23 protein-coding genes are annotated in these 24,949 nt (G+C 69.9%); 13 read left to right on the forward strand and 10 right to left on the reverse strand.

From position 1 onward, the window contains the following. Positions 1 to 454 precede the first annotated feature (454 nt). From ACV7GQ_RS05475 to ACV7GQ_RS05500, 6 genes are read left to right on the forward strand one after another with little or no spacing between them, the layout of a single operon-like run. Positions 455 to 3,583, forward strand: a complete 3,129-nt coding sequence (locus ACV7GQ_RS05475; RefSeq protein WP_470312529.1) for a molybdopterin-containing oxidoreductase family protein — start codon at positions 455 to 457, stop codon at positions 3,581 to 3,583. After that, on the forward strand, positions 3,583 to 4,758 hold the full coding sequence (locus ACV7GQ_RS05480; RefSeq protein WP_470312530.1) for a 4Fe-4S dicluster domain-containing protein: 1,176 nt from the start codon (positions 3,583 to 3,585) through the stop codon (positions 4,756 to 4,758). Before ACV7GQ_RS05475 ends, ACV7GQ_RS05480 begins: the two co-directional genes overlap by 1 nt. Continuing rightward, positions 4,755 to 5,495 (forward strand): TorD/DmsD family molecular chaperone, encoded by a 741-nt coding sequence (locus ACV7GQ_RS05485; RefSeq protein WP_470312531.1) that lies wholly within the window; start codon positions 4,755 to 4,757, stop codon positions 5,493 to 5,495. The genes ACV7GQ_RS05480 and ACV7GQ_RS05485 overlap by 4 nt, the downstream gene beginning before the upstream one ends. After that, positions 5,492 to 6,562, forward strand: a complete 1,071-nt coding sequence (locus ACV7GQ_RS05490) for an ethylbenzene dehydrogenase-related protein (RefSeq protein WP_470312532.1) — start codon at positions 5,492 to 5,494, stop codon at positions 6,560 to 6,562. Before ACV7GQ_RS05485 ends, ACV7GQ_RS05490 begins: the two co-directional genes overlap by 4 nt. Beyond that, positions 6,559 to 7,482 (forward strand): HEAT repeat domain-containing protein, encoded by a 924-nt coding sequence (locus tag ACV7GQ_RS05495; protein ID WP_470312533.1) that lies wholly within the window; start codon positions 6,559 to 6,561, stop codon positions 7,480 to 7,482. Before ACV7GQ_RS05490 ends, ACV7GQ_RS05495 begins: the two co-directional genes overlap by 4 nt. Beyond that, on the forward strand, positions 7,479 to 8,033 hold the full coding sequence (locus tag ACV7GQ_RS05500; protein ID WP_470312534.1) for a hypothetical protein: 555 nt from the start codon (positions 7,479 to 7,481) through the stop codon (positions 8,031 to 8,033). The genes ACV7GQ_RS05495 and ACV7GQ_RS05500 overlap by 4 nt, the downstream gene beginning before the upstream one ends. Here ACV7GQ_RS05500 and ACV7GQ_RS05505 read toward each other — a convergent pair. Continuing rightward, complete coding sequence (locus ACV7GQ_RS05505; protein ID WP_470312535.1) at positions 8,000 to 8,317, reverse strand: DUF6199 family natural product biosynthesis protein; 318 nt, start codon at positions 8,315 to 8,317, stop codon at positions 8,000 to 8,002. The two genes, ACV7GQ_RS05500 and ACV7GQ_RS05505, sit on opposite strands and share 34 nt — an antisense overlap. An 84-nt stretch (positions 8,318 to 8,401) precedes the next feature. On the opposite strand from ACV7GQ_RS05505, the gene ACV7GQ_RS05510 reads away from it, so the two are divergent. Next, positions 8,402 to 8,875: an SRPBCC family protein gene (locus ACV7GQ_RS05510; RefSeq protein WP_470312536.1), complete on the forward strand. Its 474-nt coding sequence runs from the start codon at positions 8,402 to 8,404 to the stop codon at positions 8,873 to 8,875. Here the strand turns inward: ACV7GQ_RS05510 and ACV7GQ_RS05515 are convergent, their stop codons facing one another. Together ACV7GQ_RS05515 and ACV7GQ_RS05520 are read right to left on the reverse strand one after the other, a co-directional pair. Continuing rightward, positions 8,876 to 10,630 carry a MutS-related protein gene (locus tag ACV7GQ_RS05515; protein ID WP_470312537.1) on the reverse strand — a complete coding sequence of 585 codons (1,755 nt, stop codon included), beginning with the start codon at positions 10,628 to 10,630 and terminating at the stop codon, positions 8,876 to 8,878. It abuts the gene before it with no gap. A gap of 57 nt (positions 10,631 to 10,687) precedes the next feature. Further along, a complete protein-coding gene (locus ACV7GQ_RS05520; RefSeq protein WP_470312538.1) occupies positions 10,688 to 11,485 on the reverse strand; it encodes a cupredoxin domain-containing protein in 798 nt (265 codons plus the stop codon). A 234-nt stretch (positions 11,486 to 11,719) separates the two neighbouring features. Here ACV7GQ_RS05520 and ACV7GQ_RS05525 point away from each other — a divergent pair, with 234 nt between their 5' ends. Both ACV7GQ_RS05525 and ACV7GQ_RS05530 read left to right on the forward strand, forming a co-directional pair. After that, a complete protein-coding gene (locus ACV7GQ_RS05525; protein WP_470312539.1) occupies positions 11,720 to 12,334 on the forward strand; it encodes a zinc ribbon domain-containing protein in 615 nt (204 codons plus the stop codon). Between the two features lie 45 nt (positions 12,335 to 12,379). Further along, a complete protein-coding gene (locus tag ACV7GQ_RS05530) occupies positions 12,380 to 13,117 on the forward strand; it encodes a sporulation protein (RefSeq protein WP_470312540.1) in 738 nt (245 codons plus the stop codon). A gap of 4 nt (positions 13,118 to 13,121) precedes the next feature. Here ACV7GQ_RS05530 and ACV7GQ_RS05535 read toward each other — a convergent pair whose 3' ends face one another. After that, positions 13,122 to 15,956 carry a DEAD/DEAH box helicase gene (locus ACV7GQ_RS05535; RefSeq protein WP_470312541.1) on the reverse strand — a complete coding sequence of 945 codons (2,835 nt, stop codon included), beginning with the start codon at positions 15,954 to 15,956 and terminating at the stop codon, positions 13,122 to 13,124. Positions 15,957 to 16,045: 89 nt separating this feature from the next. Here ACV7GQ_RS05535 and ACV7GQ_RS05540 point away from each other — a divergent pair, with 89 nt between their 5' ends. Together ACV7GQ_RS05540 and ACV7GQ_RS05545 are read left to right on the forward strand one after the other, a co-directional pair. Continuing rightward, positions 16,046 to 16,816, forward strand: a complete 771-nt coding sequence (locus tag ACV7GQ_RS05540) for a creatininase family protein (RefSeq protein WP_470312542.1) — start codon at positions 16,046 to 16,048, stop codon at positions 16,814 to 16,816. Between the two features lie 69 nt (positions 16,817 to 16,885). Further along, complete coding sequence (locus tag ACV7GQ_RS05545) at positions 16,886 to 17,731, forward strand: class 1 fructose-bisphosphatase (RefSeq protein WP_470312543.1); 846 nt, start codon at positions 16,886 to 16,888, stop codon at positions 17,729 to 17,731. 6 nt (positions 17,732 to 17,737) lie between these two features. Here ACV7GQ_RS05545 and ACV7GQ_RS05550 read toward each other — a convergent pair whose 3' ends face one another. The 3 genes from ACV7GQ_RS05550 to ACV7GQ_RS05560 are packed head-to-tail and all read right to left on the reverse strand — an operon-like array spanning position 17,738 to position 21,484. After that, entirely contained in the window at positions 17,738 to 18,487 is a 750-nt protein-coding gene (locus tag ACV7GQ_RS05550; RefSeq protein ID WP_470312544.1) for a metallophosphoesterase, read from the reverse strand. A gap of 52 nt (positions 18,488 to 18,539) precedes the next feature. Continuing rightward, entirely contained in the window at positions 18,540 to 20,204 is a 1,665-nt protein-coding gene (locus ACV7GQ_RS05555) for an RPA family protein (RefSeq protein ID WP_470312545.1), read from the reverse strand. Next, complete coding sequence (locus tag ACV7GQ_RS05560; protein WP_470312546.1) at positions 20,201 to 21,484, reverse strand: Single-stranded DNA binding protein; 1,284 nt, start codon at positions 21,482 to 21,484, stop codon at positions 20,201 to 20,203. The genes ACV7GQ_RS05555 and ACV7GQ_RS05560 overlap by 4 nt, the downstream gene beginning before the upstream one ends. Positions 21,485 to 21,718: 234 nt before the next feature. Between ACV7GQ_RS05560 and ACV7GQ_RS05565 the strand changes: the two genes are divergently transcribed. Together ACV7GQ_RS05565 and ACV7GQ_RS05570 are read left to right on the forward strand one after the other, a co-directional pair. After that, positions 21,719 to 22,177 carry a hypothetical protein gene (locus ACV7GQ_RS05565; protein WP_470312547.1) on the forward strand — a complete coding sequence of 153 codons (459 nt, stop codon included), beginning with the start codon at positions 21,719 to 21,721 and terminating at the stop codon, positions 22,175 to 22,177. Positions 22,178 to 22,226: 49 nt separating this feature from the next. Next, positions 22,227 to 22,901 carry a 2,5-diamino-6-(ribosylamino)-4(3H)-pyrimidinone 5'-phosphate reductase gene (locus ACV7GQ_RS05570; protein WP_470312548.1) on the forward strand — a complete coding sequence of 225 codons (675 nt, stop codon included), beginning with the start codon at positions 22,227 to 22,229 and terminating at the stop codon, positions 22,899 to 22,901. A gap of 6 nt (positions 22,902 to 22,907) precedes the next feature. Here the strand turns inward: ACV7GQ_RS05570 and ACV7GQ_RS05575 are convergent, their stop codons facing one another. The 3 genes from ACV7GQ_RS05575 to ACV7GQ_RS05585 form a co-directional block, all read right to left on the reverse strand. Beyond that, positions 22,908 to 23,195, reverse strand: coding sequence for a DUF7545 family protein (locus tag ACV7GQ_RS05575; protein ID WP_470312549.1), 288 nt, complete (start codon positions 23,193 to 23,195; stop codon positions 22,908 to 22,910). Positions 23,196 to 23,251: 56 nt separating this feature from the next. Beyond that, complete coding sequence (locus tag ACV7GQ_RS05580; protein ID WP_470312550.1) at positions 23,252 to 23,728, reverse strand: SRPBCC family protein; 477 nt, start codon at positions 23,726 to 23,728, stop codon at positions 23,252 to 23,254. A 104-nt stretch (positions 23,729 to 23,832) separates the two neighbouring features. Further along, entirely contained in the window at positions 23,833 to 24,879 is a 1,047-nt protein-coding gene (locus ACV7GQ_RS05585) for an NAD(P)/FAD-dependent oxidoreductase (RefSeq protein ID WP_470312551.1), read from the reverse strand. Positions 24,880 to 24,949 lie beyond the last annotated feature (70 nt).

The raw sequence follows: 24,949 nt of genomic DNA on the forward strand, positions 1-24,949 counted from the left end.
CCCCTCTGTGCCCCCGCGTCCACTGGCGGACACCGGCACTGTCCGGGCCCGGGTTCGACCCCCGGCGGGGGCGGAGACACTATGCGACCGACGTACCTGCTCGCCATCGCTAACCAGCGACGAGAACGGACGGACAGCGACGAGAGACGCCGACGCACCCGCCGTCGGTAACCCCGCGGGTTTCTGCCGTATCCACAGTCCGACGATGAATACGCGAGAGGCGTCGCCGTTCGATTCCCCGCGGCCGGAGCCGTGTCGCACCCCGGGGAAAAACGACCGCAACATTGGGGCTCCGTGTGAACTGTCGTTCTACCCTTCCTAAACGCTTGTCCCGGAGGTATTCGCACCCGTTCCGAGGGGACTGGAACACGGTTCCCGATACAAGGCGTCGACGTGCGTACCGACTGGTGATGCACATACGCCACCACCGACAGCGGAACTGGGGTGGTGCCCCATGACACTGTCGCGCCGTGACTTCCTGAGTGCGGCCGGTGCCGGTGCCATCGGCGCACTCGTCGGCAGTGGCTGGGGTGCCTCGCAGGCGACCGACCCGGTGACGAGCGTCGACAACCCCCTCACGTCGTACCCGAACCGCGACTGGGAACAGGTGTACCACGACATCTACGCCTACGACGCCGTCGACTGGACGGTCTGTCACCCCAACTGCACGCAGTCCTGTGCGCTGAACTTCTACATGAAGAACGGCGTGCCGATACGTGCCGAGCAGGTGTACCACAACGAGGAGCCGTCCGTGGGACCGTCCGGCTACGAGGACGCCGGCGTCAGCCAGAACTGGAACCCACGCGGCTGTATGAAGGGGCTGACGCTCCACCGACGGACGTTCGAACCCTCCCGTATCAAGTACCCGATGGTCCGCAAGGGGTGGAGCCCGGACGAGCCGAACCCCGAGGGCCGCGGCGAGGACGAGTTCGAGCGCGTCTCGTGGGACGAGGCCATCGACCTGCTGGCCGAGAAGATGGCGTCGCTGGAGGACAACAAGCGGTTCCACGTCTTCAACGCCATCAAGGCCGACGGCCTGTTCACCCGCCACGGCGCGGGCCGGCGCCTCGCCTCGGTCTTCGGGGGCTGTGAGTGGACGGAGTACGACTGGTACGCCGACCTGCCGCCGGGCCACGTCATCACGACCGGCTACCAGACCAGCGACGCCGACGCCGCCGACTGGCGCAAGTCCGACTACACCATCATCCAGGGGAAGAACCTCATCCACAACAAGCTCGCGGACAACCACTGGTTCCAGGAGATGCGCGAGCGCGGCGGGGAGATGGTCGGCATCTACCCCGACTACTCGCCGACGGTCCAGAAGTGCGACCGGTGGCTCCCCATCCGGCCGGGGTCCGACCCGGCCATACCGCTCGGCGTCGCCTACGTCGTCATCTCGGAGGACCTGTACGACGCAGAGTTCATGCGGCAGTTCACGAGTCTGCCGTTGCTCGTCCGCGACGACGACGACAAGTACCTCCGCGCCCACGAGGTGTTCTCCGACCACAGCGAACCCGAGGGCGAAGAGGAGTACGGCGAGTTCGTCGTCCTGGACCAGTCCGGGAACCCCGTCGCCGTCTCCCGCGAGGAGGTCGGCGAGGAGATGCCGGTCACGCCGACGCTGGAGGCCGACACCGACCTCTCGCTGGCCGACGGGTCGACGGTGGGCGTCCGCACGGACTTCACTCGCCAGAAGACGAACGTCCTGGAGAACTACTCGCCCGAACAGGTCGAGGAGATCACGACCGTCCCGGCGGACGCGCTGGCGACGACGGCCCGGGAGTTCGCCGCCGCCGAGAACGCCCAGTGGTTCACGGGCGAAGGTATCAACCACTGGTTCCACGGCAACAGCGCGCTCCAGCGCTCTATCTTCTTCGTCCAGTCGATGCTGGGCAACGTCGGCAAACCGGGCTGTGGGTACTACAACTACTCCGGCCAGTACAAGATAGAACTGCTGGACGGCTACCCGCAGTACGTCAACCCCGACGGGCACTCGGCCCACGGGATGTACCCCGGGTACGCCCTCGCGTTCTTCGGCGGCGAGCGACTGGACCCCCACGAAATCCGCGGGGACTTCGACCGGGAGCTGGACCTCGTCCCGCAGGGCGACGCCGAGGAGCCGGTGATGCCCAAAGGGGCCGAGTCCTACACGATGTCCAAGCCCTCGGTCCTGTGGACGATGAACTGCAACCTCCTGAACCAGACGAAACATCAGGAGCACGTCATCGAGAACTTCGTGAAACACCCCGAGACGGACAACGAGCTGTTCGTCGTCTCGGACATGCACATGACCTACTCCGCCCGGCACGCCGACATCGTGCTCCCGGTGCCATCGTGGCTTGAGTGTGACTACCCGGACATCACCGTCGGGCCGGAGAACCCGTTCGTCCAGATGGACCACGGGGTGATGGACCCGCTGTACGACACCAAACAGGACGGCGAGATAATCGCGCTCGTCGCCGAGCGACTCGACGAGAAGATCCCGCCCGAGGAGCGCCGCGTCGACTCCTACCGAGAGTACTTCGCGGAGTTCCTGGACGACGACGGGGACGTGACGAACTACATCCAGGAGGCGTTCGACGCCGGCATCACGACCCAGGACATCGACGTCGAGGACCTCGAGGACGGCCCGGAGCGGCTGAACCTCAAGACCTATCCGCGGGTCCCCTTCTACTCCCAGATTCACGACGACCGGCCGTTCTACACAAAGACCGGTCGGATGGAGTTCCACAAGGAGGAGGACCGGTTCGTCGAACTCGACCGGGACGACCTGGACCACATCGAGAGCGTCGAGGGGACGCCGTACGAACCGAACGCGAAGTGGCCCGAGGCCGGCGAGGGGTCCAACGACCTCTACGAGGAGGGGTACCAGTTCTACTACAACACCCCCCACTCGAAGTACCGGACCCACTCCTCGTGGGGGATGACCGACTGGAACCTCATCTGGTCGGCCCGTGACTTCGGGAGCGTCAGCGCCGACCCCGAGGGGACAGAGCGGCTGATAGACGACTTCTCGTTCCCGGAGGGGGAGGGCGACACAAGCGACGCGCCGCCGCTGGGAGAGGCCTTCGTCGAGATGCACCCCTCCGACGCCGCCGACATCGGCGTCGAGAACGGCGACTACGTCCGCATCAGCGGCACCCGCGGCGACACCGTCGTGCGCGTGATGGTCAGCGAGCGCCAGCGACCCGGCGACGCCGGCGACATGGGCCAACTGACCATCTGGCACGGCTGGTGGCCCCAGCACTTCCCCGACGACGAGGCCTCGGAGGACGGCATCAAGGGGTTCAACGTGACGACGAACATCTGGCTGGACCCCGGCCAGGAGACCGACGACCTCGTCCACAAGGGCGTGTTCGGCGACCCGAACGTCTCCGACGTGGTTGACGAGGACGTCGCGTGGCACGGCGCGGAACTCGAACACGGCTACGAGGAGACGGTGTGGGCGCCCACCGGCGTCAACCGGGACGACCTCGTCACCGTCGAGAAGTACGAGGAGGCCGACTGGTGGCCCGGCGACGCCAGACGGGACGACCTGATGCAGGACTACATCGGCGGCAGTCTGCAGGGAGGTGGCAACTGATGGCGAAGACCTACAATCCACAACTCGGCCGCGAACAGCCCTACCCCTACGAACACCGCGAGGAAGAGCGGGACTACCACTGGGGGATGGTCATCAACACGAACCGGTGTATCAACTGCAACACCTGCTCCTTTGCCTGCAAGTCGACGTGGACCAGCGGCGAGGGCGAGGAGTACATGTGGTGGATGAACGTCGAGACCGAACCCTACGGCGGCTACCCGATGGGGTGGGACATGAAGCTCCTCTCGGAACTCGACGAGGACCAGACCATCTTCGAGGCCGCCGACGCCGACGAGCAGGTCAAGGGGTACATCGCCCAGAAGGAGGCTTGGGAGTACCCAGCGCTGGGCGACGACCAGGCCCACGGCGAGTACCCCCGCGGCGACGTCGTCGAGTCCGACCTCGAGAACGACGAGTACCACGACGTCTGGCAGTTCTACCTCCCGCGGCTCTGCAACCACTGCAAGAACCCGGCCTGTCTCGCCGGGTGTCCGCGACAGGCCATCTACAAGCGCGAGGAGGACGGCATCGTCCTGCTGGACCAGGAGCGCTGTCGCGGCTACCGCCGCTGTGTGAAGGCCTGCCCGTACCACAAGCCGATGTACAACCCCGAGACGGGCATCACGGAGAAGCCCGTGGGGTGTTACCCCCGCATCGAGGAGGGGAACGTCCCGCGGTGTGTCTCCTCGTGTATCGGGAAGACCCGGCTCCACGGCAACATCAACCGCGGGCCCGACGCCGACTCACCCGGAGGCGACGCACCCGGCGGCCGGTCGCCAATCAACTACCTCGTCCACTCCGACGAGAAGGTGGCCCTGCCGCTGTACCCGCAGTTCGGGACCCAGCCGCAGGTGTTCTACATGCCGCCGTACCACGTCCCGCCGGAGTTCCTCACGCAGATGTTCACGCCGAACACCGAGCAGAAGCGCAACGACTGGCCCGGCTCGACCTACGAGGAGTCCATCCGCATCGTCCAGGAGCGGGTCCGGGACCCCAGTCACCACGTGCTGGGCATCCTCCAGTTGTTCGGCGCGACCACCCGTCTCATCGAGACGTACACCGTGAAGGAGAACCGCGTGAAGGGCTGGGACCAGAACGGCGAGAAGGTCGTCGACATGCCCATCTACGAGGACATCGAGGTCCGCGAGGGCGAACAGTGGACGAACCAACCATGACGGGGGACAGCATGACCGACACGGACATCGACACGACCGACCCCGCGTTCCACAGCTCCCGCGCGGCGCTGTACGCCGCGACGGCAGGTGTCTTCGTCTACCCCGACGAGGAGACGATAGCGGACCTCCGAGACGAAGATGCCGTCGAGGGCATCGAGCGCGCGGCCGACCGACTCGGCCTCGCGAACGAGGCGATGCGGTTCACCGACGCCATCGCCGAGGCCGACCCGTCCGACCTCCAGTCGACCTACACCGACCTGTTCGGCCTGCCGACGGACGAGGGGACCTACCCGGTCGTTCCCTACGAGGGCAACTACACGGCCGGCGAGGAGATAGACAAGCAACAGCGGCGCATCGCGGCCGTCGTCGGCCTCCTCGAGACTGTCGGGCTGGAACCGAGCGAGTCGTTCGGCGAGCGGCAGGACCACGTCGCCACCGAACTGGAACTGCTACAGGTCGCGGCCGGCCAGCGAGCCGTCGTCGTTGAGCGGGCCGACGACCCGAGCGAGAACGAGGTGGCGACGGAGATACGCGGCGTCGAGGCGGCGGCGCTGGCGAACCACCTCGCGCCGTTCGTCCCGGCGATGGCCCACGACCTGCGGGCGACGACCGACTGCGAGGTGTATCTGGCCGCCGCCGACCTCGCGGAGGCGCTCGTCGAGCTGGACGACGCGGTCCACCCCGACCCGCCGACGAGTCCCGACGAACTGTCGCCGCCGGGGGTGACGGCGCGATGAGCGTCGCCGACCCCCTCTCGCGGCTCCGCCGGTCGCGCCTCGTCGACGGCGAGGCCGCGGTGCGCTCGACGCTGGTCGCCGTCGTCGTGGCCGCCGGCGTCCTCCTCGCACAGGGCGCGGTGGCCGCGGCGGTCACGAGCGGTGCCCAACCGACCGCACAGGTCATGACGGCACCGACCTCGCCGACCGCGGCGACGTGGGACGACGCGCCCGTCCGGACCGTCTCGCTCCAGAAACAGCAGATGGCGGTCCCCTACGGCGGGGGCTCGACGGACGAGCTGGACGTGCAGGTGGCGACCAACGAGAGCCACGTGGCCTTCCGCCTCTCGTGGGCCGACCCGACTCGCGACGACGGCATCGACTCGCCGCGCAACTACAGCGACGCCGTCGCCGTGATGGCCCGCGCCGGCGAGCAACCGCCCATCACGATGGGGGCCGCCGGCGAACCGGTCAACATCTGGTACTGGCGGTCCAGCTGGCAGTTCGGGAACAAGAGCTCGGAGTGGTCCGGCGACATGTACGCCTACCCCCACCCGGACGCCGAGACGAAACCCGGCCGGGCCGCAGACAACCCGCTCTCGCGGGCCGCCTACGAGAACTACGCGCAGAACTACTACGCCGAGGGGTACGGCTCGCTGAGTCACGCTCCCACCCAGCCGGTACAGGCCCGCGGTGCGCGCACCGAGAACGGCTGGGCGGTGACGTTCACCCGGAAACGCCAGACAGAGGGCCAGTTCGACGCCTCGTTCGACGGGTCGGAGACGGTGTATCTGGCCTTCGCCGTCTGGAACGGCAGCGCCGACGAGGTCAACGGCAAGAAGTCCATCACGCTGCAGTACTCGACCCTGAACGTCGAGAGCGGGACGCTCAAACCGCCCGAGAGCGGCGGGTCGAGCTCCGGGGCGTCCGGGGATAGCGGCGGCGGCGCCGGCGAAAGCGGCGGAAGCGCCGGCAGTTCCGGCGGCGCGGACGGTTCCGGGTTCGGCGAGTTCGGCGGGATGCTCGGCACCGCGGTCTCCGCCATCGTCGCCTCGTGGCTCGTCGCCTACTGGAGGCTCGCACGATGACGTTAGACGACTACCACAGCGCCCGCGACGGCGCACCGGCCGAGGACGAACAGGCCCTCCGCGAGTGCCTGAGCGACCCGAGCGAGCGGCGCAGTGCCGCGCTCGCGCTGGTCGACGTCGCCGAACGGGACGGCCTCGCGGACGAGACGGTCGACGCGCTGGCTCGCGTCGTCACCGAGACGGGCGGACCCGACACCCGGCAGTTCGCCGTCGAGGCGCTCGGGCTGGCCGGCGCGGGCGTCGACGCGGTCCGGCGGGCGCTGGCCGACGACCACGAGTGGGTCCGCGCGGAGGCCGTCGTCGCGCTCTCTCGGGCCGCGCCCGACGAGACCGACGCGCTCCGGGCGGCGCTGGACGACGACAGCGGGTGGGTCCGGCGCAACGCGACCATCGCGCTGGGGAAACTCGGCGCCGTCGACCACGACCTGCTCGTCGACCGCATCAAGACCGACCCGCACCCGGCCGCTCGGGAGTACGCCGCGCAGTTCCTCCCGGAGGTCGCCGCGGACACCGACGAGGCGGTCCGCATCCTCGCCGCGTTGCTGGCCCGCGACCCGAACGCCTACGTCCGGGCGAAGGCCGCCGACGGCCTCGGCGAACTGGCGACCGACCGCGCCGAGGACGCGCTGGAACGGCAGGGGCTGTCCGACCGGAGCGACGACGTGCGCCGGACCGCGAAGGTGGCGCTCGCGAACGCCCGGGGCACCGACCCGGACGACATCGAGGTTCCGGGAGCGGGCGGCGACGAGGGTGCGCCGCCGATGGCCTCGCCGCCCGGCGGGTCCGACGCGCCGAGTCCGGCGGACCCGCGGCCAGGCCCGGACCACGGCGGACAGGGTCGGCGGGACCAGCACCCGCCCAGCGGCCCCGGGCCGGCCCCGAGTCGCGAGTACGGCCACGACGGAGGTGGGCCGCGATGAGCGGGGCCGACGAGGCAGAGCCACAGCAGTCGGTGGCGCTGTCGGTCCCCCCGGAGTACGCGGCCGAGTTCGTCGCCGAGGTGTTCGAGGACGCCGAGCGGTCGACCGACTGGCCGACCGTCGTCGACGCGTACGTGCCCTCGAGCCACCGCGACGCGTGGGACGCACTCACCGCCAGAGAACAGGTGACGCAGATTCTGAACCGCGCGGCCGCCTACGACGCGGAGACGGTCGAGGTGCTTGAGTCCATCCCGTCCGACGCCGACCGCTCGCTGGCCGAGTCGCGCTTCGACGAGGCGCTCCGGCGCCGGCGCAACGCCGACGGGTTCCGGAACGCCGTCGCCGACGCCTACGCGTCGGGCCACGTCGACGACGACGCGCTGGTCGGTGCCGTCGAGGACGCGGGGTTCGAGACGGACACGATAGCCGAACGGGAGGAGAAACTGGAACTGGTCGCCGAGAAGCACGGCTTCGAGTTCAGACCCTACGGCGGGACGCTGCTGGACGAGGACCGCTATCAGACCGACTCGTCGGACTCGCCGACCTGGTGACCGTCGCCGCTCGCCGCGTCGCTCTCGACGTCGACCGTCTCGACGTCCTCCTCGGTGTCGAGTTCGCCCGCGAGCAGTCCCGTGAGGCCGGTGACGAGCATCCCGACGCCGGCGATACGCGTCGCCCGGACGTACCAGTCCTTCGGCTGGAGGTCGCCGGGGTTCTCGTAGCCGGCGAGGAGGAACTTCGCGTTCAGTCTGATGGCCTGCCGGGGGAGGAACACCGCGAGCAGTCCCTGGCCGACCATCCACGCGTAACTGAGTGGGAGGAGTCGTCGTATCATCGGTTCGACGTAGGACCCACACCCACGTCAAGCCTCGCCCCCACGAGGAGGGGCCGTTTTGTCCGTCGGCACCGTACACCGACCATGGCCGTCAGCACCGTCGACGACGTCTGGATAGCCGCACCCGTCGCGGAGGTGTTCGCGTTCATGGACGAACCGGCCAACCAGGCCGCCGTGACGCCGAGCCTCCGGACGGCCGACCGTATCGAACGCCGGCCCAACGGCGGCAACCGCGCCCGCTACGTCTACCGGTTGCTCGGGCGCTCGTTCGAGGGCGAGGTGGTGGCGACCACGTACGACCCGGACGAGTGCATCGTATACGAGATGCGCGGCGACCTGACGGGGACGATAACGTTGACCTTCGTGCCCGAGGACGACGGCACCAGACTGACCTACGCCGCCGAGTACGACGTGCCGGGGCCGCTACCCGGGTTCCTCCTCGCGCCCCTGGTCAGGTGGTACAACCGGCGAGAGGTCGCACGACTGCTGGCCGAGGCGCGGCGTCGACTGGAGGGGAACGGGAGCGGCGACCGGCGGGCCGAGCGGGCCTCGCCCTGACTACTCGCCCTCGGTCCAGAGCGCGTCCGAGAGGGTCCGCTGGACGGCCTCCTCGCCGACGGCGCGGGCGAGCGTCTCGAACCCGCCGCGTTCGACCGGGTCGTTCGCGTTGGCGACGAGTCTGGAGACGATGAACTCCGGCGTGGACTTCCCGACGGTGCCGAAGCGCGGCTGGTAGTCCACCAGCAGGTCGAGGTCCTGATTCAGCCCCTCGGCGAAGATGCCGTCGGTGCGGGCCTCCTCGGGCAGCGGTTCGAGGTCCGCCGCGAGGTGGGTGACGAACACGCCGAGCGCGTCCCGGTCGACGGTCAGCGTGACGAGGCCGTGCAGCAGGTCCGCCGCCGACCCCGGTTCCGTGATGGCCTCGAACTCGTCGACGAGCATCAGCGCCCGGTCGCCGCCGGTCAGCGGCGGGACGACCGAGCGGAGCGTCGACTCGAGGACGCCGGCGTTGAACGAGGCGTGCCGGCGGTGGAAGACGACGGTGTCGACCAGTCCGACCTCGGCGGCTTCGGCCGGGACGGGCAGCCCCATCTGCGCGAGCAACTGGACCTGACACAGCGTCTCGAGCAGGGTCGTCTTCCCGCCGGAGTTGGCCCCCGTGAGGACGGCCACTCGGTCGCCGCTCGGTGGGCCGTTCGCGGAGTGGACCTCCAGCGTGTGGTCGCCGACCGCGTAGGTGACCGGTTGGACCTCTGCCGTGTCCGCGAGCGCGAGGTTCCGGGCGTTGCGGACGGCGATGGTCTCGCGGTCGACGAAGGTCGGCCGGGTGAGGTCGTAGGCGATGGCGAACCGGGCCAGCGACACCGACAGCGCGATGTCGCCGACGGCGGTGACCGCGGCGTCGACGTCGGCCCGCGCCGCTTCAAGGTCGTCCTCCAGGCTGTCGGCGACGGCCCGCTCCCGCTCCTCGACGGCGGTCCGGAGCGACGAGCGCAGTTCCCGGAGGGCGGCGTCCACGAAGTCACGCGCGTCGGTCGCTCCGCCGGGCATCGCGTCCCGGACTCGCGTGCCGTCGACGCCCGTCTCGGCGGTGACGTGGCGGACCAGCGCGTCCTGGAACTCGTCCGGGCGACGGGCCCCTTCCTGCACCGCCTCGACCACCTCCGGCGTCGCAGCGGCGAGGTCCTCAATCTGACCGAGCTGGGTCCGCAGGCGGTCGAGTTGCTCGTCCGCGCCGTCGCCCACGCGGTCGCCCTCGCCCGCGAGGCCGGCGAGTGCCGCCCGGGCGTCGGCGAGCGCGTCCCCGTCGAGGGCAGCGACGGCCTCGAACACGCCCTCGGAGACGCCGGTCTCCCGTAGCGCGAGCGCCGTCTCGACGGCCGCACGCTCGCCGCCGGTCTCGTAGCGCTCGAACGCGTTGAGGACGGCCCGCTGGTCGGCCTCCGAGAGGGCGGCCCACGTGTCGCGGGCCGCCAGTACGTCGTCGAGTCGGTCCGTCATCGCCTCGCGGGTCGGGAGCGGCGTCAGGACGCGGATTCTGTCGGCCGCGTCGGGGGTGACGGCGTACTCTTCGGCGAGGTCCAGCAGCTCCTTGTACACGTCGCGGGTGTCCCGGGTGGCAAGCAGGTCCATCGACTCGGCGCCCGTGGCCCGCCGGAGGATGCGCGTCGCCCGCCCCCTGGAGAGGCCGGCCGCCGTGAGCGCACGCGTGTCCGCCGACTCGATGGCCTCGACGGCCCGTTCGACGCCCAGCTCCTCGCTCAGTAGGTCGGACGTCTTCGGACCGATACCCCAGTACTCCTCCAGTCGCATAGGCGGGCCGACGGACGGCCCGGATTTAGTCGTTTATCATGGCTCTCCGGCCCGTCTTCACCCCTCGGACTCGCCGGACTGGGTCTGGTTCGCCTCGAGGGCCTGCCACTCGACCGTGCCCTGTTCGACGACGTTCGACGGCTGGAGCGCCGGGTCGGTGAGCGTCACGCGAGCGAGACCGACCGGCCCTGCCCGCGGTTCGGCCAGGTTCTCGGGGTTCGACGTCTCGAAGGGCGCCTCGGTCACGTCGCCGACGACGACGCGCAACGCCATGCCGAACCCCTCGTGGGGAGAACACAGCATGTCGTACACGCCCGGCGTCTCGAAGGCCAGGAGCCACGTGTCCGGGACTGGTTCTGGGGGGCCGCCCGCTTCCCCCTCGCCGTCACCGTCACCACTGCCGCCCTCGCCGTCCGCCCCTTCGCCACCCGTCTCGGCCGGTGGCTCTATCTGGTCGTCCCCGATCGAGTCCGGCCGCCACCCGAGCAACGGCGAGGAGTACGCGGTTACGCCGGTTGGTACCCGCCGTCGCATCCCGAACGCGGGGTGGTAGGCGACGACGTTGTGGTCGGGCGCCGCGAAGACGAACTTCACCACGTCGCCGGGTTGCACGTGGAGGCCGGTCGGCTGGTAGAAGAAGTCGACCGGTCGGTCCGGGTTCGTCGGCGGTCCCCGGATGCGCGTCTGGACCTCGTGCACGCGGTTCTGCCCGTCGGCCGCCTGCACACCTCCGTCGTCCTCCTGCCCGTCGTCCGCCTGTGCCGTCGCCGTCCCGCCGATGCCGGACAGCAGCGCACCGCCACCGAGTGCCTTCATCACGTCTCGCCTCGAGGAGTCGGTCGGATACTGTCCCATAGTCGGTCGTCCACACTCCCTGTACTTTGTTACCAAGTCTATCGTGACTGGGGGCCGAGAACAAGGGCGTGTTACCCGTTCTCGTCGGTCCACCGCCGAATTCGAAAGCCGAAATTTGGGGCGGTAGGGGCAGCGTAGCCCGAGCCCAGCCACACCGGCGAGCGGGCTCGCCGACTGCTGTCGTTCGGTACCCGTGCCGGACCACTCAAGCCCCTCCCGTGGTAAGCGACCCGTATGGCCGACCGGTCCCAGGCCGACGACCCGACCTGTCCGGCGTGCGGGGCGACGCTCGAGGCGCCGACCGTCGAGTGTTCGTCCTGCGGCGAGCGCCTGCTCACGGAGGCGCAACTGGCCCGCCTCGACGAGCAGATGGCGGCCGCGTTCGCCCAGGAACGGGACGCGGCACCGGGCTGGGCGGTGGTCCTGACGGGACTGGCGCTCGGCGTCGCCATCGCGCCGCTGGTCGTCTACGCCGCCGTCATCGCGGTGGGCGGCCTCCCGCTCTCCGTCCTCGCCGTGCTCCTGCTCGCAGGCTGGCTCCTGCCCGCCGCCTACCTCGGCCGGTTCCCCTCGCCCAGTGCGGCGCTGGCCCGCGGCCTCTACCTCGTCGTCGCTGGCGTCGGGGCCGTCGTCGTCGCCATCGCCTACGACGCCGCCACCGGCGGGGCCTCGCTCGTCACGGGGCGAACCGGGCTCGTCGCGACACTGCTCGCCGTCCCCGCGGTCGCCGCCGTCCTGCTGGCGCGCCGCGTCGCGGCCCGCGCGGCGAGACAGGCCCGGGGCGAGCCGGGCCCGCTCCACGAGCGCGCCGGCATCGAGGCCGAGAACGAGGACGACCGGGACCGGTGACGGACACGAAGTTTATGCCAGAAGGCGACCCCACAGTCGAACGGCATGAGAGACGTGCTCTCCCGCATCGGAATTGGTTCCGCCCGTGTCGACACAGTCCTCCCTTCCAGTACGGTCCGCGCCGGCGACTCCGTCGACGCCGAGGTCCACGTCGAGGGCGGCTCGACCGACCAGGACGTCGACGCCATCTACTTCGCGCTGGAGACGGCGTACCGCACCGAGGAGGGGTACGCCGACGCCATCGTGGACAAGTGGCAACTCACAGAACCGTTCACCATCGAGTCCGGTGAGGAACGGCGCTTCCAGACGACCATCGACGTCCCGCGGCGGACGCCGGTGACCGTCGGGTCCGTCTCCGTCGAGATAGAGACGGGACTGGACATCTCGATGGCCGTCGACCCCGAGGACGAGGACCGCATCGAGGTACGGCCGACCGAGCGCCTGCAGGCCGTCTTCGACGCGCTGGAGAACCTCGGGTTCACCCTGCGCTCCTCGTCCTGCGAGGCCCGTCCCGGCGGCGTCTTCGCCACCTCGGCGAGCTTCGTCCAGGAGTTCGAGTTCCGCCCGCAGCGCGGCGAGTTCTCGGGCGAGGTGGACGAAGTCGAGCTGATACCGGTGTACGACGAGGGCGGTCTGACGGTCCACGTGGAGGTCGACCGTCGCGGCGGGCTGCTCTCGGAAGCCATGGACATGGACGAACGGCACACCTCCTTCACCGTCCGGAACGCCGACCCGTCGGCCGTCGAACCGTCGCTGACGCAGGCGATTCGGGACCTGAGCTGACCGCCTAGCCCCAGAACGACTGCGTTCTGGCGTACTCCCGTTCCTGCCGGAGGATGTCCCGGTAGAACTCGTCTTCGTCCTCCCGCAGGCGGTTGATGATGCGCGCGGCGTTGTGCGGGCCGACGCCCCGTGCGGCGAGGGCGACGACGGCCTGCTTGCCGTGCGTCTGGACGAGCGACCCGGCCCGATAGGCGCGCTCGGTCATCTGCTCCTGGTCCTCGTCCTTCTCGTCGGCCCGTACCGCGGAGACCACCTCGTCGGCCCATGGGTTCAGCGCGGCGACGCGCGTCGACCCGCACTTCGGGCACTCGGGTTGGTCCCGTACCCGGCCGACCTGCTGTTTCCGGTCCCACTCCTTGCAGTGCAGGCAGACGAGGAGGACCCGGTCGCTCTGGATGCGCTCCCTGACCGTCTGGATGACGCTCGCGTCGGCGTTCTCCGGCGAGAGCAGCTCCCGGCCCGAGGACCGACCGCCGAGGCCGACCGGCGTTCGCTCGGCGACCGTCTCCAGCGCCACCTCGCCGGACTGGAGTCGTTCGAGCAACGTCGCCGTCGCCTCGATGGCGAGGTCCTCGTGGCGCACCTCTCGGAGCGCCTCCTCGTACATCGGGGTGTCCTCCAGCGCGGCCAGCAGGCGGTCCCGGCCGAAGTCCGTCGACCCGCGGCCCCGCCAGCGCTTCAGCGAGCCGAACTTCGTCGCGACCTGCGCGAGCTTGAACTTCAGCGCGTCGGCGTTCTTCAGGCTCAACTCCACCAGCGCGGGGATGTGGTCGGGGTCGGTCTCCTCCAGCACCTCGACGACGTCGCCGGCGGTGATGCGCCGCGGCACCTCCAGTTCGATGCGGTAGGGGTCGACCTCCATCGCGACGGAGGACCCGGCCCGCTGTCCCAGTAGTGCAGAGAGTATCCGACCCAGCGTCTCGTTGACCGTGTGGCCGTGACACGAGTTGACGACGACTTCGCGGCCGTGGAACTCCACGAGGACGGTCTCGTCGTCGGGAATCGGCCCCTCGTGACCGTCCAGTTGCGAGAGGCCGTCGGCGACCGTCTCGTGGTCGGCGTCGTAGCGGGCGGCGACGTGTCCGGCGACGGAATCGACCGGCGCGCCGTCCTGCAGCTGGCGCCCGGCCACGCGGCGCAACTCGCCGACCTCCTGTGCGACGGCCTGTGGCACCGGAATCTCGGAGCCGGTCCACGACGGCACCTCGCCGGCGGGGTCCTCGATGGGCGAGACGGTCACGACCTCCTCTTCCTCGTCGATGTTGGTGATGCGCCACATCTCGCCGCGCTGGACGAACACCTCGCCGGGGGTCGCGAAGTTGACGACGAACCGCTCGTCCAGGGTCCCGACCTGCTTGCCGGAGGCCACGTCCTCCACCTCGTAGGTGGCCTCGTCGGGAATCATCGAGAGGTTCTGGTAGAAGTACTGCCAGGTCCCGCGGCGCTTCTCCAGCGTGTCGCGCTCCTCGTCCAGCCAGACGACGTTGTTTTCGGCCAGTTCCCGCACGACTTCCTTGAACTCGCCCTCCCCGAGGTCGCGGAACGGGTACGCGCGGGTGAGGACGTGGTAGGCCTCCATCGCGCGCACCTCACCGGTGTCCATCACGAGGCCGGCGATCTGGTTGGCGACGGTGTCGAGGCTCCCGTCGTGAATCTGTGCGGGTTCGACGTCGCCGTCCTGCGCCTGCCGGGCGATGGCCAGCGCCTCCAGCGTGTCGTCGGCGTGGGTCGTGACGACGGTGCCCGAGGACACCTCGTCCCGGCGGTGGCCGGCGCGGCCGACCCGTTGGACCAGTCGGGACACCTGCCGCGGGCTCCCGTACTGGACGACGTGGTCGACGTGGCCCACGTCGATACCCAGCTCCATCGAGGAGGTACACAGCAGGGCGTCGAGTTCGCCGGCCTTGAACCGGTCCTCGACGTCGATGCGGGCCTCCTTCGACAGGGACCCGTGGTGGACGCCGAGGTTCGTCCCGAGTTCCTTGAACCGCGACCCGAGCGCCTCGGCGGTCTGTCGCGTGTTGACGAACAGGAGCACTGACTCTTTCTGGGCTATCAGGTCGTCGATGTAGCGGACGTGGCTGGCCGTCTCGGCGTCGGTGACGAGTTCGCTGGAGAGGCGCTCGTCGCGGTCGGTCACCTGCGGGCGGACCACCTCGACGTCGAGGCGACTGCCGATGTCGACTTCGACGACGCTACAGGGACCGCCGCCCGTGAGGAACCGGCCGACTTCTCCGGGGTCGCCCACCGTCGCCGACAGCCCGATGCGCTGGAACCGCCCGGCGACCTCGCGCAGGCGCTCCATGCCGATAGTCAACTGCGCGCCGCGTTTGGCGGCGGCGAGTTCGTGGACCTCGTCGACGACGACGTGGTCGACGTCCTCCAGCGCGACGCGGAGCTTCGACCCGGTGAGCATCGCCTGCAGCGTCTCGGGGGTCGTCACCAGCACGTCCGGCGGGTCGTTCGCCTGCTTCTGCCGCTGGTAGTCGGTGGTGTCGCCGTGGCGCACGTCGACGTCGAGGCCGAGCGTCTCGCCCCACCACTCCAGCCGTTCGCGCATGTCTCGGTTCAGCGCCCGCAGCGGCGTGATGTACAGCGCGCCGATGCCGAACCGCTCCTCCTCGCCGACGAGTGCGTCGAGCACCGGGAGCATCGCCGTCTCCGTCTTCCCGGTGCCGGTAGGGGCGACGACGAGGGCGTCGTCGCCGCGGGCGAGCGTCGGGATGGCCTTCCGCTGTGGCTCCGTCGGCGTCGCGAACCCGCGCTCGGAGAGGGCGGCCCGAACGGCGTCGCCCAGCGCCGTGAACGCGTCCCGACCCTGTGTCGCCCCGTCGGTCATCGAGGCCGTCTAGCGACTACATCGGGTTAAACACGTTGTGACACGCACTGTCGCACACGTTGAAGACTCCGGGGCACGGACTACCGCGTATGTATCTCGCCGACGAGGCGTGGCCGGACCTCGAATCGTACTTCGAGTCGGAGTCGCTGGCGCTGGTGCCGCTGGGGTCGACCGAACAGCACGGGCCGCACCTGCCCGAGGCGACGGACCACCTCATCGCCGAGTCGTTCGCGCGGGCCGCCGCCGAGGACACCGGCTACCTCTGTACGCCGACCGTCAACGTCGGTGTCAGTCCGCACCACCGGCAGTTCCACGGGACGATGTGGGCCGACGCCCCCGCGTTCCGGGACTACGTCGAGAGCATCACCAGAAACCTCGCGTACCACGGCATCGACCGCGTCGTCTTCGTCAACGCCCACGGCGGGAACGTCGAACACCTCCGGGAGGTCGGGCGCCGACTGCGCGACGACGGCACGATGTACGCCATCGAGTGGATGTGGGACGAGAGCATCACCGACCGCATAGAGGCGGTGTTCGAGACGCCGGGGCCCCACGGCGGCCCGAAGGAGACGTCGCTCGTCCAGTACCTCGCGCCCGACCTGGTCCACGAGGACCGCATCGAGGACGCCCGGGACGGCGGCCTCCGGGAGTTCGACGAGTCGACCGGCCGCGTCCACGGCGCGCGCACCTTCTACGACGCCATCGACAACACCGAGAACGGCGTGCTCGGCGACCAGACCGACGCCTCCGCCGAGGTGGGCGAGGACCTGTTCGAGGCGGCCCTCTCGAACCTCTGTGGGCTCTGCGAGTGGCTCGACGACCAGCCCTTCGAGGACCTGTTACCGAGAGACCACGTGTAGGCTTATGTCGCTGCCGCGACGACGTAGAGACATGCCTATCGAACCCGCAGAGCGAGCGAAGGTGGCGAAATGAACACGCTCGACGCCATCGAGCGCGCGGTCAAGGACACGGCCCACTACGTCAGCAGCAACCTCGCGAACTACGCCGGGCGGTCCGGGACGGAGAACCCAAGCGGCGAGCAACAGATCGGGGGCGACGTCTGGGCCGACGACCTGTTCTTCGACGCCCTCTCGTACGTCGACGGTGTCGGCGGCTACGCCAGCGAGGAACGCGCGGACGTGGTCGACTGCGGCGAGGGGTACACCGTCGCTATCGACCCACTCGACGGCTCTGCGAACCTCGCGTCGAACAACTCCGTCGGGACCATCGTCGGCGTCTACGACGGCCCGCTCCCCGCGAGCGGCCGGGACATGGTCGCCTCGACGATGGTGCTGTACGGCCCGTACACGACGATGACCGTCGCTCGCGAGGACCGCGACGTCGTCCAGGAGTACCTCCTCCGGGACGGTCACAGCGAGCGCTGGGGCACCTTCACCCTGCCCGACGAGCCCGAGGTGGTCGGCATCGCCGGGAAGTACGACGAACGAAGCGGCCCGATGAACGCGTTCGCCCAGCAGCTCTCGCGAGAGCTCAAACTCCGGTACGGCGGCGCGACCGTCGCCGACCTCGCCCAGGTGCTGGAGTACGGCGGGCTGTTCGGCTACCCCGCGACGGAGAGCTACCCCGGCGGGAAGCTCCGCGTCCACTTCGAGGCCGCGCCGCTCGCGTACCTGGTCGAAGCGGCCGGTGGCGGGTCCACGGACGGCGAGCAGTCCTTACTCGACGTCGACCCCGACGGCCTCCACGCCCGGACGCCGACGTTCCTCGGGAACACGGGACTCATCGACCGGACGGAGGCGGCGCTCGGCGAGTAGGCCGCCTCAGACGCGGCGGTACCGCCCGAGCCGGGTCCCGTCGAGCAGGAACGCCTCCGTGTCGGTCATCCCCGCCGGGAGGAACGGTGCGAGGAAGGCCTGCCCCTCGACGTTGACCCACGTCCCGCCCGAGCGGTCGTTGAACGCCGGGAAGACCACGAGGTCCGCGCTCGTCTCGACGGCGACGCCGTAGTGGTCGGCGAACGGGTCGGCGACGAGCGACCCGCGGAGCCACGCCCGCTCCTTGCGAGCGCCGCCGACCTCGTCCTCCAACCGGACGACCGGGTGTTCGTGGCCCATACAGACCACCGCGGCGTTCAGCACGTCCGGCGCGGGCCAGGTGTGCCCGTGGACGAACCCCACGTCGCCGATGCGGGTGCCGTGGCCCGGGGTCACCTCGACGCCGGGGGCGACGTCGTCGAGGACGCCTTCGAGGTCGCCGTCGTGGTTCCCCTTCACGAGCGTCACGGGGACGTCGACCGCGTCGAACAGCGCCGCGAGTTCGTCGCGTTCGTCGTCGAACGGCGACCCGATGGCGTGGCCGAGGTCGCCGAGGACGACGAGGCGGTCCGCGCCAGAGCGGTCGAGCAGCGAGAGCAGGCGCTCGCGCCTGCTCGCGGCGGCCGACTGGAGTTCGACGCCGTCGTACCGGAGACCGGCCTCGATGCCGGCGTGGTAGTCGGCGACCGCCAGCAGTCGCTCCCCGTCGGTGTCGACGGTCGCTGCGGGGGCGTCCGGGAGCGGTTCGACGCGCATCGCTGTCGGGTTGGCGACGACGGGAGAAAAGCGGCCCGCCTTCCCGACCGGGTCAGATGGGAGTCAGCTTGCCGTCGTCGGGCTCGTAACAGCGCCCGCCCATCAGGGCGTCCTGGATGGCGTCCTCGACGGCGTCGGGGTCGGCGCCGTACCGCTCGGCGACGGTCGAGCGGACCGTCTCGCGGTCGGCGCCGCTCCCGTCGTTCAGTTCCGTCATCACGTCCATGACGGCGTCCTCGAGGTCGACGTCCTCGGCGTCGGCCGTCTCCGACGCGCCGGACGCGTCGGGGGTCGTCTCGTCGGCGCCCGCGTCAGTCGCCGTCTCGGCCGTCTCGACGGGCGCGTCGCCGGTGGCCGCGTCGGCGTCGGGGTCCACGGCCTCGTCGCCCGCCGGCGCACCGGCAGAGTCGGGTGCCGCCTCGGCGTCGGCGGCCCCGGCCGGAGCGCCCGCCTCGGCGGCGTCGGCCAGCTCCTCGGGGTCGGGCGTCTCGATGTCGGCCTCGCCGGCGTCGTCGACCTCCGTCCCGCTCTGGAAGTCGGTGCCGTACTCCTGTTCTATCTCCTCGCGCTCGTCCTCGTCCAGTTCGAACTCGGTGTCGAAGTCGCCGACCTCGTCGTCGGCGTCCACGTCGTCGGCCGCCGTCTCCGTCGGCGCCGTCTCCGAGGCAGCCTCGGTCGGTTCCACCGTCTCGCCCGCGTCGGCCGTCGCGTCGGCGGTGCCGACGCTCCCGGTGTCGGTCTCGAAGTCGCCGAGTTCGTCGTCCGCGCTCGCGTCGGCCGACGTCTCGGTACCGCTGGCGGTCGCCTCGACTGGCTCACTGGACGGCTCGGTGTCGGTACTCGACGGTTCGCTGGTCTGAGTCGTCGCCTCTGTTTCGGCCTCGGTGGTCGCCTCCGTCGAGTCGGTCTCCTCGCCGGCGGCCCCGTCGCTCGCCTCGGACGTCGCGTCGGCGCTCGTCTCCGGGGCGACGCTGGCGGCCTCCAGGTCCGTTTCCGCCAGCACCGGAATCGGGTCGTCGGTGCCGTCGCCGGGCGACAGCGACAGCGCCGCCGCCTCGTCGAGTTCGCCGGCGACGACCCGGGCCGCGTCCAGCGAGAGGTCCCGGACCGCCTCGAGGTAGTCGCCGGTCGTCCCGTAGTGGTCCAGCGCGAGCGTGATGCCGGCGGCCAGGCTCTCGTCGACGCCCGACTCGACCAGCGAGGCGTGGAGGTCGTCCCCCGAGCGCCCGGACCGCTTCGCGCTCGCCGTCGTCGCCACGCGGTCGATGGTCTGTTCGGCGGCCTGGACGACCCATCGGTCCCGCGTGTCCGCGTCCACCTCGCTGATGGACTCGGGCCGGATGGAGGTGAACACGCGGTCGCCGTCCTCCGGTTCGAACGTTCTGGCCTTCCCGGTGACGGCGACGAACATCGGCGGGGTCGCCGACTCGAGGAATGCCAGCGCGTCCGGCTGGTACTGGCCGGCGTAGACCACGAACGGGCCGGTCGGGTCGACGACGCGGGCGCGCAGGACCTCCTCGTTGACCTGCTCTATCTCGGTGAGGACGCCGACGACGAACAGGCGGTTGACCCGCGCGCCGGTCGGCGTGACGACGTAGTTCGGCGCGCGCTCCTCGTCGGACTCGGAGTACGAGAAGTCCGAATCGTCGAACTCCGCGGCGAACAGGCGGTGGGCCACCTCGCGGCGTCCGGGGCCACCGTCCTCGGACTCGCTCATGCCTCCACCTCCCTGAGGAGGGCGCTCGCACGCTCGGCGGGGTCGTCCTCGGACTCGGCGAACTCGCTGGCGTTGAGGTTGGCGCCGTACTCGTCGACCGAGAGCGAGCCACGGACGACGTACTCGAGGCCGACGACGCGGTCGGCGATGCGGTCCGCGACGACCTCCTTGTCCATCGCGTCGCGTGCGTGTTCCCGGGCGTCCTCCAGGTCACCGCCGTAGATTCTGGCGGTGAGTTCGTCGTCGAGGATGACGGTCACCGTGGCGGTGCCGTCGTCGAGTATCGCTTTGGTCCGGAGGTCGTCCTCGCCCTCGACGGCGCCGTGGGAGCGACACTGGCCGTTCTGGATGACGCGGCCACACTCCGGACAGCGCTCGATGAGGCCGGACCCGTCGCGTATCTCGATGACGTTGCCCGCGAGTTCGACGTCGAACTGGCCGCCGCTCTCGACGGCCTCGCGAATCGACATCCGCGGGGCGTCGTCGGCGACTGCGACCGGCTCGGACAGGGGCGTCACGGTCGAGAACTCGGAGACGTTGACCGACGGCGCGCCGCGGAACTCCCTGACGAACGTCTCCTCGATGCGGACCGACGCCCCTTCCTCGATGGCGTCGTGTGGCTCCCAGTCCGTGAAGGGGAGCCGGCCGGTCTCGTCGCCCAGCACGCCGCTGAGGATGGTCGTCTCGCCGTCGCGGCCGTCGATGACCTTCTCCTCGCACTCGAGGACCCGCACCTCGACGGTGATGCCGCGGTCGCCGGGTTCGAGCTCCCTGAGCGACGCCTCGCCGCCGACCTCGGCGTCGACGTCGAGCTGCTCGTCGACGACGCTCGTCTGCGTGCTGTCGCCGAGGTTGAGTTCGGGCTTGCCGTCCCACTCGCGGACGCCGGCGTTCCCGAACTGCATGGTCTGGCCGGGTTCGAGGTCGGCGTCGAAGCCGTCCCACGCCGTGTAGGAGATGGTGCCCGACTCGTCGGCGAGTTCGCCCTCGCGGATGACGTGCTGTTCGCCGTTGTACTGGATGGACCGGCGACCCGAGGTGAGCACCACGGCGGTGACCGTCACGTTCGAGTCGTCGGTGGAGACCTCGTTGATGGCCTTGCTCGACGGCGTGCCGTCGCTTCCGCCGCCACCGCCGTCACCGTACTTCCGTCGGAGGCTCTGCTTGGCCTCGTCCATCGGCACGGAGTACTCCACGAGGTTCTCCAGGTCGCGTTTGACCTCCTCTTTGTCGACGCCGAGGTCGGAGGCGAGTTCCTCGGCATGGTCTTCGAGAGACATCGAACGAGGGTTCGGCGGGGCCGTTGAAAAGGGTTTGTGGGCCGGCGCGGCCGTGCCAGTCGTGTCGGGCAGAAATCAGGTCGGCCGTTATTTTTATTGCTGATAATGCTCACCTCCTCGTGTATGTCTCGTATATGCCGCCTGCGTGGGCTGAAAGGCCACTCTACACGGTCTCCGTCCCAGTCGGCGGCGCCTATCGTCGAACGTGCGACCGCCGCTCGGGGGGTCCGTAGCGTGGGTGGTATCTTCGGGTCGAAGCCGTCCGACGCGCACGTGGTCTGGCGGAGCGGCCGGGACGACGACGGGACGAAACGGTTCGACTTCGAGTATCTGGAACTGTGGGCGGCCCACTTCGGCGTCGACTACGAGGAGTGGGAGCGGGTCGACCACGACCGCGGCGACGAGCCGCGGAAACAGCACGCCTGCGTGTTCCGCTGGGCCGAGAGCGGCGGACAGGAGGTCTCGCTGGGCGGGGAGACGTGGACGATGGGCGCCGCCGAGCGCCCGCGGACGTTCATCGAGATCGACGAGGCGGGGATGGTCCGTCTGAAGGGGTGGACGAGCGAGACCACCGTCGACGTCGACGAACTCGTCCTCGACGGGACGACGCTCCGACTGCGGACCGCGGACGGCGACCGGAAGGCCCTCGACGTCGAGAAACTGGCCACCAGACCCGACGCGAACACGACCTGACCCCTCGGGAACCGAAACCCGTTTCCTCTCTACACGTCTCCCGTGTCGTATGCACGTGGTCGTCAACGCCGCCATGAGCGCCGACGGGAAGCTTTCGACGCGGCGCCGGGAACAGATAGCCATCTCGGGCCCGGACGACTTCGACCGGGTCGACCAGCTCCGGGCCGACAGCGACGCGGTCATGGTCGGCGTCGGGACGGTTCTGGCCGACGACCCCTCGCTGACCGTCGACGACCCGGCCCGCCGCGAGGCCCGCACGGAGCGGGGCGACTCCCCGAACCCCGCTCGCGTCGTCGCCGACTCGCGCGTCCGCACCCCGCCGGACGCGAAGGTGCTCGACGGTGCGGCGGAGACGTACCTGCTCGTCAGCGAGGCCGCGCCGACGGACTTCGTCGAGGAGATGGAGGCGGCGGGAGCCTACGTCGTCGCCACCGGCGAGGACCGCGTGGACCTGACGACGGCGCTCGCGAAACTGGAGGGCGAGGGCGTCGACCAGCTGATGGTCGAGGGCGGCGGCGAGCTCATCTTCGGTCTGTTCGAGGAGGGGCTGGTCGACGAGCTCTCGGTCTTCGTCGGCCCGACGGTGCTCGGCGGACGGGACGCCCCGACGCTCGCAGACGGCGACGGGTTCGTCGAGCGGTTCCCGGAACTGGCTCTCACGGGCGTCGAACGGCTCGACGACGGCGTGCTGTTGACCTGGTCGGTCGACGGCCGCACCGAGTAGCCCGAGTCAGTGGTCGTGGCCGGTCATCTCGGCGAAGGAGGCGCCGAACCGCTCCTCGAAGAGGTCGAGGGTGAGCTCCTCCAGCGCGGCGATCTCCTCGTCGGGCTCGCCCTGACTGTGGTGGACGGCGCCGTGGATACGCTGAGCGAGGCCGAACATCGCGATGTCGCCGACGACCTCGGAGTCCGTCTCGTCGGCCTCCTCGCGGAGGAGGTCGAGGAGTCCGCTCGGGACGGTCAGTTCGTCGCTCGCGTCCTCGCCTTCGATAGTCAGCGTGACAGTGTCGGTTGCCATACCGTCGCGTTCGCCCACCCGACGGAAGGGTCTGTCGGGTTCGTGCCCGTCGGATGTCAGGCCGCGACGGGTCCCGTGTCGTCACCGGCGGGAGACGGCGAGGTGACGCCGGATTCGACGCGGCTCTTCAACGCCTCGTTCATCGCCTCGAAGCCAGCGCGGACGTCTGCCTCGTCGAGGAGGAGCCCGACGAGCAGGCCGGAGAAGGACTCGCTGTGGTGGAGGCGGGTGCGGCCGCCGTCGAGGGCCTCCAGCCGGAACTCGTGGCGGCCGTCGAAGAGGCCACGGACGCCCAGTCTGCCGAGCCACGCGAGGCGCTCGCCCGGAACGGCGGCCGTGACGCGGGGCCTGAAGCCCATGCCGCGGCCCTCTGGGGGGTCGATGCGGACGCTGAGTCGCTCACCCTCCGCGACGGTGCCCTCGATAGCTGTGACGAAGGGGTTCCACTCCGGGTAGGCGTCGAAATCGGTCAGCGTCGCCCACACGCGTTCGGGACTGGCGTCGACGTCGATGGTGGTCGTGACGGTCTTCATGCGCGGAGAGACGCCCGCTGAGGGAATAAAGACAGAGTGAGGCGTGTCTGCACGTACCCCGGCTGGAGAACTGGAGAGCGACGTCGGTCGGGGAGCGGTACGCCTCAGTCGTCCGCCGCCTCGGCGGCGGCCTCGGCCTCGCTCTCCGCGTCGGGCAGGTCCTCGAGGTAGTCGTCTGCGTCGATGGCGGCCTTACACCCCATCCCGGCGGCGGTGACGGCCTGCTGGTAGTGGTAGTCGACGACGTCGCCGGCCCCGAACAGACCGTCGACGTCGGTCGCGGTCTGGTTGCCGCCCTTCCCGCCCTGGGTCTGGATGTAGCCGGTCTCGTCGAGTTCGACGCCGGTGTCCTCGAGGTACTCCGTGTTCGGCGTGTGACCGATGGCGACGAAGACGGCGCCGACGTCGAAGTCGAACACCTCCGTCTCCTCGTCGTCCACCTTCTCGGAGGGGTAGCCCGACTCGTTGCGGGCGAGCGTGACGTGGTCGACGCCCGCCTCGGGGCTGCCGTGCATCTCCAGCACCTCGGTGTTGCGCATGATCTCGATCTCGCCCGCGTCGACCTTCTTCTGGACCTTGTCTATCCAGTAGTCCTCCGCGCGGAACTCCTCGCGGCGGTGGGCGATGTACACCTTGTTGGCGAACTTCGTGAGGAAGTGGGCCTCCTCCATGGCGGCGTCGCCGCCGCCGACGACCAGCATGTCCTCGCCCCGGAAGAACGCGCCGTCGCAGGTGGCACACGTCGAGACGCCGTAGCCCATCAGGTCGTCCTCGCCGGGGATACCCAGCGTGCGGGCGCTGGCCCCCGACGCGGCGATGAACGCGTCGCAGGTGTAGACGTCGCCGTTGGTGAGTTCGACGCGGAACGGGCGCTCGCTGTCGTCGACGCTCTCGACGACGCCGTGTCTCAGTTCGGAGCCGAACTGCTCGGCCTGTTCTTTCATCTCGTTGATGAGGTCCGGGCCGGAGATGCCCTCGGGGAAGCCGGGGTAGTTCTCGACCTCGCTCGTGAGCGTCAGCTGGCCGCCCGGTTCGTCCCCTTCGAGGACCAGGGGGTCGTTGTTGCTGCGGGCGGCGTAGATTGCTGCCGTCAGGCCGGCGATGCCGGTCCCGGCGACGACGAGTCGGCGGTGTTCCTCGGTGTCTGTCATTACCCGTGTTACTCCGTTGGACCGTATTTACCTTGCGCTGTCGTGGCGGGCGCGCACAGTCACGGCGACA

This window comes from Haloarcula sp. MBLA0163, assembly GCF_055632435.1.